This is a genomic window from Shewanella psychropiezotolerans (genome assembly GCF_007197555.1).
GTDB classification, from domain to species: Bacteria; Pseudomonadota; Gammaproteobacteria; order Enterobacterales; family Shewanellaceae; genus Shewanella; species Shewanella psychropiezotolerans.
This window is the reverse complement of the sequence record NZ_CP041614.1, coordinates 2,990,196-3,002,472: the sequence shown is the minus strand read 5'-3', so window position 1 is coordinate 3,002,472 and position 12,277 is coordinate 2,990,196. Positions and strand designations below refer to the sequence as shown.

General features: G+C 45.4%; 11 protein-coding genes and 1 pseudogene. 3 read left to right on the top strand and 9 right to left on the bottom strand.

Annotated elements, in window-relative coordinates; translation table 11 throughout:
• The first annotated feature begins 23 nt into the window (after window positions 1-23).
• Window positions 24-1,570, top strand: a pseudogene (locus FM037_RS13240) (IS3 family transposase).
• Between the two features lie 262 nt (window positions 1,571-1,832).
• Here the strand turns inward: FM037_RS13240 and FM037_RS13235 are convergent.
• From FM037_RS13235 to FM037_RS13215, 5 genes are all read right to left on the bottom strand, one after another.
• Window positions 1,833-2,252, bottom strand: coding sequence for a type II toxin-antitoxin system VapC family toxin (locus FM037_RS13235; protein ID WP_229381181.1), 420 nt, complete (start codon window positions 2,250-2,252; stop codon window positions 1,833-1,835).
• Window positions 2,249-2,479, bottom strand: a complete 231-nt coding sequence (vapB, locus tag FM037_RS13230; protein WP_144046394.1) for a type II toxin-antitoxin system VapB family antitoxin — start codon at window positions 2,477-2,479, stop codon at window positions 2,249-2,251. The genes FM037_RS13235 and vapB overlap by 4 nt, the downstream gene beginning before the upstream one ends.
• Before the next feature lie 133 nt (window positions 2,480-2,612).
• Window positions 2,613-3,089, bottom strand: coding sequence for a DUF2913 family protein (locus FM037_RS13225; protein WP_144046393.1), 477 nt, complete (start codon window positions 3,087-3,089; stop codon window positions 2,613-2,615).
• 35 nt (window positions 3,090-3,124) lie between these two features.
• Entirely contained in the window at window positions 3,125-3,631 is a 507-nt protein-coding gene (locus tag FM037_RS13220; protein WP_144046392.1) for a hypothetical protein, read from the bottom strand.
• Between the two features lie 623 nt (window positions 3,632-4,254).
• Window positions 4,255-6,300 carry an oxidoreductase gene (locus FM037_RS13215; RefSeq protein ID WP_144046391.1) on the bottom strand — a complete coding sequence of 682 codons (2,046 nt, stop codon included), beginning with the start codon at window positions 6,298-6,300 and terminating at the stop codon, window positions 4,255-4,257.
• 166 nt (window positions 6,301-6,466) lie between these two features.
• On the opposite strand from FM037_RS13215, the gene sppA reads away from it, so the two are divergent.
• On the top strand, window positions 6,467-8,308 hold the full coding sequence (gene sppA, locus FM037_RS13210) for a signal peptide peptidase SppA (protein ID WP_144048941.1): 1,842 nt from the start codon (window positions 6,467-6,469) through the stop codon (window positions 8,306-8,308).
• Between the two features lie 188 nt (window positions 8,309-8,496).
• The gene (ansA, locus tag FM037_RS13205; RefSeq protein WP_144046390.1) at window positions 8,497-9,510 is read left to right on the top strand and encodes an asparaginase; all 1,014 of its coding nucleotides are present in this window, start codon (window positions 8,497-8,499) and stop codon (window positions 9,508-9,510) included.
• A 154-nt stretch (window positions 9,511-9,664) separates the two neighbouring features.
• On the opposite strand, the gene FM037_RS13200 is transcribed toward ansA, so the two are convergent.
• The 4 genes from FM037_RS13200 to FM037_RS13185 form a co-directional block, all read right to left on the bottom strand.
• Window positions 9,665-9,946 (bottom strand): YeaC family protein, encoded by a 282-nt coding sequence (locus FM037_RS13200; protein WP_144046389.1) that lies wholly within the window; start codon window positions 9,944-9,946, stop codon window positions 9,665-9,667.
• Complete coding sequence (locus FM037_RS13195; protein WP_144046388.1) at window positions 9,943-10,260, bottom strand: zinc ribbon domain-containing protein; 318 nt, start codon at window positions 10,258-10,260, stop codon at window positions 9,943-9,945. Before FM037_RS13195 ends, FM037_RS13200 begins: the two co-directional genes overlap by 4 nt.
• Before the next feature lie 27 nt (window positions 10,261-10,287).
• Window positions 10,288-11,415, bottom strand: a complete 1,128-nt coding sequence (locus FM037_RS13190; RefSeq protein ID WP_144046387.1) for a M14 family metallopeptidase — start codon at window positions 11,413-11,415, stop codon at window positions 10,288-10,290.
• Between the two features lie 152 nt (window positions 11,416-11,567).
• Entirely contained in the window at window positions 11,568-12,251 is a 684-nt protein-coding gene (locus tag FM037_RS13185; RefSeq protein WP_144046386.1) for a response regulator transcription factor, read from the bottom strand.
• Between the last annotated feature and the right edge of the window lie 26 nt (window positions 12,252-12,277).

Sequence of the window (12,277 nt, the reverse complement as noted above, 5' to 3'; positions counted from 1 at the left end):
GGGGGCGGTAAACAGAGAGCTAGATGGCCCGATATTCACAAGCACGTAAAGAAGCGATCCTTAAAAAGTTATTGCCTCCCCAAAGCATGACTGTAGCAGAGGTCGCACTGAGTGAAGGTGTCTCCTCTAAAACCTTGTATCATTGGCGCGATAAACTCAGAAAAGAAGGTCAACCCGTGCCAGGTAAAACATTAACCAGTGATGAATGGTCTGCTGAAGCTAAGCTTGCAGTCATTATCGAAACAGCCCCGATGTCAGAAGCTGAAATTAGCCAGTACTGTCGAGAAAAGGGCTTATATAGAGAGCAAGTTCTTGAGTGGAAACAAGATTTTTTAGGTGGTTTTCAGTCGAGTAAATCTCAAGCTAAAGAGATAAAAATTCAGGCTAAAGCAGATAAATCCTAGATAAAATCGTTGAAACGAGAGCTGCGATATAAAAATAAGGCGCTAGCTGAAACCGCAGCGTTATTGGTGCTCAGAAAAAAGCTCAATGCCTTGTGAGGAGACGACAACGAGGAGAGCTAACAGAGCGGGTTAAATTAGTCGAGTTAATTCGAGAGGCTCACCATAGCGGTGCCAGGCTGGATAAAGCGTGTGAAGTCGCCTTACTGAGTAAGCGGACTTATCGTCGTTAGTATCGTGCAGGCACAGTACAGGCTGACCGACGAGCCAGCGCAGTGAGGCCTGAGCCTACCAATAAGCTGACAAAACACGAATGTCAGCAAGTATTAGATGTGTGCAATGAGCCAAGGTTTTCCAGCTTGCCACCATCGAAAATAGTGCCAACGCTATTAGATGAAGGTGTGTATATCGCTTCTGAATCAACATATTATCGTGTGCTGAAAGCCAACGAACAGGTCAATCATCGTGGCCGTAGTCGACAGGTCACGGCAAGGAGTAAACCAGAGGCCTATCAGGCTAAAGGCCCAAATGAAATTTGGTCTTGGGATATCACTTATTGCGCCTCAGTCATCAAAGGTCAGTTTTATTATCTGTATATGTTTGAAGATATTTACAGCCGTAAAATTGTTGGATATGAAGTCCATGAACGGGAGTGTGGTGAGCTTGCCGCCCAGCTAATGCAACGAAACATGCTACGCGAACAATGCTTTAACCAGCCACTGGTTTTGCACTCGGATAATGGTGCGCCAATGAAGTGTCTGACAATGAAAGCTAAGCTAGAGGAGTTGGGTGTAACGGCTTCACTGAGCAGGCCGAGTGTGAGTAATGATAACCCTTATTCTGAGTCATTATTTAGGACGCTAAAGTACCGGCCACAATGGCCTACTAAAGGCTTTAATAGCTTAATAGAGGCTCGTGAATGGGTGGAAGAATTTGTCACTTGGTATAATGACGAGCATAAGCATAGCAAGCTCAATTTTGTCTCTCCAGGCAAACGGCATGCGATGCAAGATAGGGATATTTTGTCCAATCGAAAAACCGTACTTGAAGCTGCGCAAGAGAGAAATCCAATGCGTTGGCCTAACGGAATAAGGAATTGTGAACCTATCGGCGCGGTAATGTTGAACCCAGATAAAGAGCCCGATGAAGAGAAGCAAAAAGTAGCATAAAATTTAAGCGAAGAGTGCCAACTACCTTGAAAAACACCGGTTTTATCAGACCAGTACAATCTGATGCATTACAATCATAGTGGACACCACAGATAATAAAGGATGCCTTTCCCGCCGAACTAAAGTTAACCACTACTTGGTGAGCAGAACCATTGCCCCCAGGTGTTTTCGAACTTGAAAGACTTCGATCCATTTTGACCCGACTCTCACTCTACCATGTTCATAATTTCTACCCTAAATACCAATGATTACAGACTTATACTCAATGTGCCCAATCTTCATAAATTAATGAATCAACACGTCTGAATTCACGAACATTGTTAGTCACTAAAATACAACCAGAAGCAATAGCATGACCTGCTATTGCTGTATCATTCGGCCCTATCTGTGTACCTTTTGAGATCAATTGACGTTTTACTTCCGTCGTAGCGTCTACGGCTTTCACATCCCAAGGAAGCACTTCATCAACACGCTTTAAAAACTCATCCACAAGAATTGTATGCTTAGGCGATGCTTTCTTACCTATAGTGCCGAATCGCATTTCAGCATAAGTGATCACCGATATAACGATTCGATTTTGCCTACTGACTGCATTTTGCAGTTGCTGAAGCACACTTAAAGGCTGCTCACGCATAATGAAACTGCAAATACAGGTGTCCAACATATAAGTAGTTTTTTTCAAAATTCAAAACGCCCTTCATCAGTGATGACTGACTCACGCTCAGTCATAAAATCACTATCAGCCATTTCTTGTCCATTAAAAGACAACCAATCTGGTCGAACAGGTCTTAAGATGACGTTATCACCATCTTTAATGATCTCAAGTTCACTCACTCCATCAAATTCCATATCTTTAGGTAATCGAATAGCTTGATTTCGACCATTTTTAAAAATTGATACAGTTCTCATTAAAGACTCCTTTGTCACCATAGGCTAAACATATGCTCAGAGTAACAGAACGCGAGCATATGTCAACCATATGCCTCTTTAAAGGGAAGCATGCAAGCCAGAACCGCCGAAATTTCTGGGATAATTATTTAGACTAAGCTAGTGCCTTAACTTTTATAGGATGAAGCAATATGTGACCTTGTTTTGCTTCTTCATTTAACTGCTTCATCTCAGCGCTAAACAATTCTGTCTGTTCGATGGCCTCAACCAATCCCCCAGTTTTATCTGACTCCAAGAATAATGAAATAGGGGAAACCTGCTCGCCATCGTCATTAAACCCGTTCTCGATATGTTCTTGCAGCATGTAAATAAAACCTGGCACTCTTCTCTCGGTTTCATTGACAAATCGGCTATCTAAGCCTTGCTCGCATCGTAGGATTTCAAGTAAATCAAATAATCTCTGAGCATCGGTAAGATTCCGCTCCAGGCAGCAATGTAATTGATGAATCTCATTCAATTTTACTTCTAAATTCCCATTTACAGAGCGGCCTATAGAGAGAAAACGTCGAAGCTCGCTCTTCATTCGTCGATATCGATGTTCTTTTAATTTAGGCTTGAAATAACGAACCAGAAGTCAATGACGCAATACACTTCATCTAAAATATCTTAAAGAGTAAGTACGTTGTCGTCGACACTATAGTTCTTTGCTAGTTGGCCTATCAAAAAGACCCGAAGCCTTTCTACATCCTTTCGCATTCCATCAAGCTTCTTAACTTGTGTTTTCGCGAGTTCGAAGCCGCCAAGATACAATTCTTTAAAGGATATGGAAAAGTAAGCCAGAATGAGGCCTTCTTCATTTAATATTAAGTATGTTCGTACACTGTCGCTTTCTTCAAAACGGATGGACTTAAAACGGATGAAGTCTTCTACATCGGGTTTTTTGGGGCAAGTAAAATCTAAAAATAGCTTGGAAGTTTCTTCTTTTCCAAACTCTTCTAGTAAGTCCAAGCTTGACAATCGTTGTCTTAATAAGCTGATCCCTTTGACTTTATCTTTTTTCTGATCGCGCTTCTTTACTTCCACTACGCGCGGCTTGCAAAGTTCGCTCTTCAATTGTTGTATACTCTTTTCGTCAGTAACAACAAAGTCTTTATTGAATGACGCAGTTGCCATAGCTACCACCTCTTTTTGTTAATGTCGTCAACAAAGCAAATACAACCAGAGTAACTGCTATCAATTGACAGATATGTTTAGCTGTCTAAACATAAAGTAATTCTATATCGACTACTTAGTACACGCAGCTTATTGTGTTTATCTCTGCCGGATAGTGTTTGTATCTGTTATTGCTACGTCATGCACTAACACAGCTCAGGCAGGGAGTTAGTTACCTACAAAAATGGCGACAGAATGGCGGCAACCATTTAGAAAGGCTAATGCTTTCTAACAGAGGTTAAATGGTAACATGTTGAAACTGTTGAAATCATACGTGATTACTGACTGCTAGATAGGATGTAGGCTTTTTGGACACGGGTTCGAGCCCCGCCGCCTCCAATTACAACAAAGTGGCGACAGCGCACTGCTATGCTTTAAAGAAGCGTGATTTCACGGTTACTCGAGGTAACTGGCGATCTTGGCTTTACATAAACGTTCGGTAAGTGCCCTCTATATATCAGCCGCTGTGATAATCCTGGAACAAACCTAATCCTGATTAATTAGACACAAAAAAGCCTGACAGAATCGATACATCTCTATCAGACTTTAATTACCAGCTTGAAACCCTGTTATACCAATCTGTGTTATAACGCGATGGCCAGCTCGGCACCTTGCCTGATGGCGCGTTTCGCATCCAGTTCGGCCGCAACGTCGACACCACCGATGAGATGAACCGGTAGGCCTGTGGCTTGCATCTCTTCGAGCAAGGTGCGATTGGATACCTGACCGGCACACAGAACCACATTGTCCACGGCTAATATCTCATCTTTATCATCAATCGATATGTGCAAGCCCTGATTATCGAACTTACGGTAGCTGACCCCGGTTTTCATTTTGACCTTATGCTGTTTCAGCACAGAGCGATGGATCCATCCCGTGGTCTTACCCAGATCTTTGCCCATCTTAGTACTCTTACGTTGCAGTAAATAGATCTCATGGGCCTCAGGCCCGTTCTCAGTTTCAGTCTCGAGAGCATTAGCATCATCGGCATGGCGCAGACCCCCTCTGTGTTTATACTCTTTATCTATGCCCCATTGCTTTAACCATTTATCCGGTTGCAAGGTTGAAGACTCCTCCTCACAGATGAAATGAGCCAGATCGAAGCCAATTCCGCCGGCACCAATCAAGGCGACACGTTTACCTAAGCTCACTTCACCTTTTAGCACTTGCTGGTAATCCACGACGCGGGGATCATCGAAGCCATCAATCTTGAGCTCTCTTGGCACCACACCCGATGACATCACAATTTCATCAAACTTCTCATCCCGAACCACTGAGGCGTCCAAACGGGTATTGAGTCTTAACTCGACCTTATTGAGCTTCATCTGGGCCTTGAAGTAACGTATGGTCTCGTCAAACTCCTCTTTACCCGGAATTTTTCGGGCAAGGTTAAACTGGCCACCAACTTCAGATTTAGCTTCGAACAAAACCACTTCGTGGCCTCGAGTGGCGGCGTAGATAGAAAATGCCATGCCGGCAGGTCCAGCGCCCATAACCGCTATACGTTTCTTCTTCTGCGCCGGTGTGAAATTGAGCTCTGTCTCATAACAGGCCCTGGGGTTAACCAAACAGGTCGAACGTTTGCGGGCAAACACATGGTCTAAACACGCCTGATTACAACCGATACAAGTATTGATAAGTTCAGGCGTATTAGCCGCGGCTTTATTGACAAAGTCCGGATCGGCTAAGAAAGGTCTCGCCATGGAGACCATGTCGGCCTGACCCGATGCGATGATCTGTTCGGCAATTTCCGGTGTGTTGATTCTGTTAGTGGCGATGAGCGGCACCGAAACTTCAGATTTGAGTTTCTCTGTGACCCAGGCGAACGCGCCTCTTGGCACACTGGTGGCTATGGTGGGGATTCTGGCCTCATGCCAACCAATCCCGGTATTGATGATGCTGACGCCCTCTTTTTCGAGTCGCTTAGCCAGATCAACCACCTCCTCCCATGAGGAGCCGTTGTCAACCAGATCCAGCATGGAGAGCCTGAAAATGATGATAAAATCTTTGCCAACTTTCTCGCGTATGCTACGAACTATCTCCAGTGGAAATTTAATCCGATTGTCGAAACTGCCGCCCCAATCATCATCACGCACGTTAGTGCTGGCTGAGATAAACTCGTTAATGAGATAGCCTTCGGAGCCCATGACTTCTACGCCGTCGTAGCCCGCCTTTTTCGCTAAGGCAGATGAGGTCGCATAATCTTTGATGGTGCCACGAATTTGCCTGGCTGACATGGCGGTCGGCGTAAAAGGGGTAATAGGCGACTTAATCTTGCTCGGCGCTACAGAAAAAGGATGATAGCCATAGCGGCCGGCGTGGAGCAGCTGAATGCAAATTTTGCCATCAGCGTCATGCACCGCCTTGGTGATCTTCTTATGCTTAGACACTTGCCAGGGGAAACTGAGTTGGCAGCCGTTAGGCGCAAGACGGCCACGTAAGTTTGGCGAGATCCCGCCAGTGACGATCAGACCTACTCCACCTAGAGCACGTTCTTGATAAAATACTGCCAGTTTCTCAAAACCGCCCTTTTCCTCTTCTAAACCTGTGTGCATGGAGCCCATTAGCACACGGTTTTTTAACTGGGTGAAGCCCAGATCTAAGGGTTCTAATAAATGCGGAAACGACATTCAAACATCCTTTTTAAACAAGTGATTCAAATCAGCATACCTCTTGTTTCTCCTAAGCTCAACTCTAGCGCCACCAAGGTTTTATCAGATTCCTTTACAATTCAATTAACCCAATTAGCATTTTTTCAGTTAGCATAGTGATATTGAAGTAATAAAGGAGTGGATGATGTCCGCTAAACCCTCATTAATTAAAAGAATTTTTCAGCTAATCTGGAAAAGTATCAACGGATTTAGAAAACTGGTGCTTAATCTGTTCTTTTTCGGTTTCCTCGCCATGCTTATCGTCGCAGTCAGTGTCGATAATGATGTTCAGGTTGAATCAGGCTCAGCCCTAGTCCTGGACTTAGCCGGTTCAGTCGTTGAACAAAAACGTCAAGTTGACCCCATCGAAGCGGCCATGAAAAGCAGCAAGAATAACGATGGCTCGGGTGAGATATTACTCGCCGATATCCTCAATGTCATCGATAATGCCGCCGCCGATGAGCGTATCTCTGCTATCGTATTAGACATGGGTCACCTCAGATGGACTGGGATAAGTAAACTTCAATCTATTGGTGATGCTTTGACCCGCTTTAAAGCAACGGGAAAACCGATTATGGCGACAGCCAATTGGTACGGACAGAATCAATACTTCTTAGCCAGCTTCGCCGACACCATCTATCTTAATCCCCAGGGTAGCGTGGAATTAAATGGCTTGAGTCGCTACCGTCAGTACTATAAGTCTGCGTTAGATAAGCTTAAAATCAATGCGCATATTTTCCGTGTAGGTACCTTCAAGTCCGCAGTAGAGCCTTATATCCGCGACGATATGTCACCGGCCGCTAAAAAAGCCAATACTGAATTACTCAATGATATCTGGGCCAGTTATGCAGCCACGGTATCAAGTAACCGCAACATCAAGCCAGAGCAGCTGGTACTCGATGCAGAAGATTACCTGCGTGAACTAGATAAGGCCGATGGTAAATCGGCAGATATGGCAATCAACATGCATTGGGTAGACGAATTAGCCTCTGCAGAAGCCTTTAGACTCGATATGATAGACACAGTGGGTAAAGCCGCAGAAGGCAACAGCTACAAGCAAGTAAGCTTGTATGACTATCAGTCGCTCATTTCGACTCAACCGGATCTCTTCATCGATGATACCGTCGGCATCATAGTGGCGAAAGGCACCATACTCAACGGCAATCAGCCCGCTGGTCAAATTGGTGGTGAGAGTACCTCCCAGCTACTTCGCAAGGCCAGATTTGATGATAAGGTCAAGGCCGTTGTACTGCGCGTAGACAGCCCTGGTGGCAGTGCGTTTGCCTCTGAGCAGATCCGTCAAGAAGTCCTGGCACTCAAGACTGCCGGTAAACCCGTCGTCGTGAGCATGGGCAGCTATGCCGCCTCGGGTGGGTACTGGATCTCGGCGAGCGCCGACTACATCTATGCCACTCCTACGACACTCACAGGCTCCATCGGCATCTTCGGCATGATCACCACCTTCGAAGATTCGCTCTCTAGCTTAGGCATACACACAGATGGTGTCGCCACCTCACAGTGGGCGGGTATTTCGGTAGCCAAAGGCTTAACTCCTGAAATTAAGAGCGTCATTCAACGTCATATCGAGCGTGGATACCATGACTTCATCTCTCTGGTCGCTAAAGAACGTGACATGAGCCTGGAAGATGTAGATAGCATAGCCCAGGGACGTGTGTGGTCCGGCCGTAAGGCACTCAAGTTAGGACTTATCGATGAGCTTGGCGATCTGGACAATGCCGTTGCCAAGGCCGCTGAAATGGCTGGACTGGAAGACTTCGATAGTCAAATCATAGAACAAGAGTTGAGCCCACAAGAGATGTTTATCCAAGAGATGTTCGCATCGGCCGCCGCTTACTTGCCCCAGAGCAGCATGGATAATTCAATCATAGAACAAGTACTGACTCAGTGGTCCGGTGTGATTGAAGAGTTCAATGGCTTCGATGATCCTAATGGCATGTACCTGTTCTGCGATAACTGTACGCTATAATCTCAAGGTAACAGAGTCTAACCACAGGCTGTTCAACAAACACAAACCCGATCAGGCTCTGCCTGCTCGGGTTTTTTAATGTCTAACTCTGGACCCTATACAGATACGAATTTAAATAGCGGAAACCATTGGGTGAAGCTCACCAAGCAAGTATACTTCAGCCAAATAGCGTCCACCTGAATATAACCATGACCAAACGTTCCATTTATGTTGCCTATACAGGCGGCACCATAGGCATGCAAAAGACCTCCCATGGCTTCGCCCCTGTCGCAGGTTTTCTCACCGATTGTGTCAAGGCTATGCCTGAGTTCTACCATGATGATATGCCACAATTCGTGATCCAGGAATATTGTCCACTGATCGATTCATCGGATATGGCGCCGACAGATTGGCAGATGATCGCCAATGATATTAAGTTAAACTACGATAAGTATGATGGCTTCGTGATCTTGCACGGCACAGATACCATGGCCTTCACTGCTTCGGCCTTGTCCTTCATGTTACAAGACCTCTCAAAACCTGTGATTGTCACGGGGTCTCAGATCCCCTTAGCCCAGCTCAGATCCGATGGTCAAACCAACCTGTTAAATTCACTCTACATCGCCGCTAATTACCCGGTCGCCGAAGTGTGCCTATTCTTTAATAACAAGCTGTTTCGGGGAAACAGGACGACCAAGGCTCATGCCGATGGTTTCGGCGCCTTCGCCTCACCTAACTTTCCCTTATTACTCGAAGCAGGCATCAAGATCCACATGAAGGCCGGGAAAATAGCTGAGCCGTCGGATAAGCCTTTAGATGTCGCCACCATCAGTCCCCAACCAATAGGCGTAGTGACACTCTATCCGGGCATCACCACCGATATCATAGAGAACATCTTACAGCAACCGGTCAAAGCACTGATCTTGCTTACCTATGGGGTCGGTAACGCCCCTCAAAATCCAGCGCTGCTTAAGGTGCTGTCACAGGCGAGTCAACGTGGGATAGTCTTGGTTAACCTCACTCAATGTCTACAGGGCAAGGTCAATATGTCGGGCTATGCGACGGGGAATGCCCTGCAAGAGGCGGGTGTGATCAGTGGTTCGGATATGACGACGGAAGCCGCTTTGGCTAAGTTACACTACCTACTGTCTAAGCCCTTGTCCCCTACACAAGTGAGAGAGGCGATGCAGCAGGATCTGGTTGGCGAGCTGAGCGAAGATTGATCTCCCATTGAAACCTTACTGTGAACTCGATGTTTATTGAAGTATGAGAGATTAGCAATAATATGCTGCGCATATTAGCCAGAAAATAAAGAAAAAAGGCGAGTAACTGCTATTTGGTTACTCACCTTCTCAATAGAGATGCGTAGCAGATCTATTATAGGTCTTTCTCTTTAAACTCGGCGATGGACTCACCTTTGAACTGTTTCTTTAGCTGAGACTTAGATAATTCATTGAGCTGCCCGGCAGAGTTCACCGTTAAATGATCCGTTTGGTTCAATCTTCTCGCTTGATACAGCATCACCAACTGCAGAGTCGAGTCACGCTGCGCTTGTGACAACACGGTGCCGTCTTCCCACTTGCCCAACTCGACGCCGCTAACCAGTCTCTCATAGACGACATGGGGCATCTCATCGATCATCTTATTTATATCTGTCATACACTTTTCCGTTTATGCAATACCATTCTCACGCGAGTGATCATGTAGCCCACAAAACCCAGCACAAAACACACACCGGCGATGTAAGATCTAATCCCTTGGGCAGGCTCCCCTCCCCAAAACCAGATCACCACTCCCGCTATAAACAAGGTCATAGACAACATGCTGTGGTTCATCAGCTGATTCGAACGCTTAATATGACTGATGGTGGTCAATGAGTCAGTATTACCGGTTAGGTCTGCATTGCAGAAGCTGCATGTTGTCGCCTTACTCGAGATCCGTTTCTGACAACTTGGACATTTAATTAATGCCATCGTTACCTCAAATTTATGATGAGTGACCTAGCGAAGTTCGTCCACTACGGCTAACATCGCCGTGAGTGAGGCTTCACCTAAGTAGATTGAGCGTTCAGGAGACCATCCCGACATAGGATCTGCTAAATTATCATTATCTTTAAATGGCATCTCCAATGTATTAGACAAACATTGGAATGTTTCAGCGACCCAGTTAGAGGCCACGGTTAGATTTGCCTTGCCAGGCTCATCTTTGTCGTAACCGAACTCAGTTTGGAAGTCGGCGCTGGTTAATTTAAGTGTATCGATAAATTTCTGCTGCAATGCTGCCATCTTATCATTATAACAAGGGACGCCTTCACAGCCTGCAAGGAAGACGAAAGGCAGGCCTTCATCGCCATGAACATCATAAAACAGATCCACGCCAGTCTCTTTCATCTTGTTGGTGACATGGAATACTTCCGGGCTCTTCTCGAGAGACGGGCTGAGCCATTCACGATTAAGGTTGACGCCGGCAGCATTGGTTCTCAAGTGCCCTCTCACCGAGCCATCCGGATTCATATTAGGCACAATATAGAAGTTTGCCTTGTCTAATAATGCCTTTGCATTGGCACAATCACCGTCGAGCAGATTATTGATAAAGCCTTCTACCAACCATTCGGCCATCGTCTCGCCCGGATGCTGACGAGCGGTGATCCAGATATTTGCCTTCGACTCGTCGCCATCACCCACCTTGATTAAGGTCAGATCTCGGTCATCGAGTGTCAGACCCAGATGCTCAAGACTCACGAGAGGGTGCACTTGCACTGCGGCCAGTAGATCTTGATGACGCTCGTAGCTGTATGGGGCAAAATAGGCAATTTGAATCGCATCACAGTCGAGATCGACCGCTATGGTCAATTTGCCATCTTTATACTCTGTGGGCAGCCTAAACCATTGTTGTCTGTCGTATGTGGCGACGGCTTGGTAGTTTTCCCATCCTTTTGGATAGGAAGCAGAACCAGCGTTGACAATATTAAGCAGATATCGATTACCCACTTCACCTTCGAGGCGGAAGTTGAACCATTGGTAAAATTCTCCACCAACGTCCGGACGAATGGCTAACTGCACATCATTAATATCATCTTGATTGATGACTTCAATGTTTCCACCATCAAAATTAGCACTGATCCGCATAGGTCTTCCTTTGATTAATCTGAGAGAATGAGTCATCTGAACCTAGTGACTCAATAAATGGCCTATAGGATAAACGAAAATGTGCAATGGGGCAGCTAAAAAACAAAAAAGCCACATCGAATGTGGCTTTTGTATCCTTTATTTAAACCGGTTCACCAATTAGCAAAGCTATACCCTTGTCCTCTGACCGTGTTAATCAGAGTTTTTGGTAGCTGGGTATCGGCTAATTTACGGCGAGTGTTACTGATATGCATATCCAGATTTCGATCGAACCTGCCGAGATCTTTGTGCAGTACACTGCGCTGTAATTCCTGTTTCGTGATCACTTTCCCTTTGCGTTCAAACAGGTACTTAAACAATTTAAATTCTGTTTGAGTAAGGGTAACCTTTCTCGATGCTATCGAAACACAATATTGAGTATCGTCAAATTTAACTTCAGTGTCAGAGCTTGGGCTGACAGTAAATTGCTCTGCTCGAGTTAATTCTACGCGACGTTGTAATGCTATCATGCGGACTAAAAGCTCCTTTACGCTAAAAGGCTTTGTAAGGAAATCATCGGCCCCGAGTTCATAGCCTTTTATTCTTTCATCTTCATTATCGATGGCAGAAATCACTATCACAGGGATCTGATCTTTCCTTGCAGCCAATAAACCAAATCCATCTAATTTTGGCATCATAATATCTAGCAGAATAATATCGGGGAGGTCTTCCTCTAATATTGCCAATGCTTCAAAACCATTCTCAGCACAGACGATATTGTGTCCTTCAGCCTCTAACGCTTCCTCAAGTAATTCCCTAAACACTAGATCATCATCGACCAATAATATGTTGCTCATCTCACCAAACATTGCGAATGCGAACC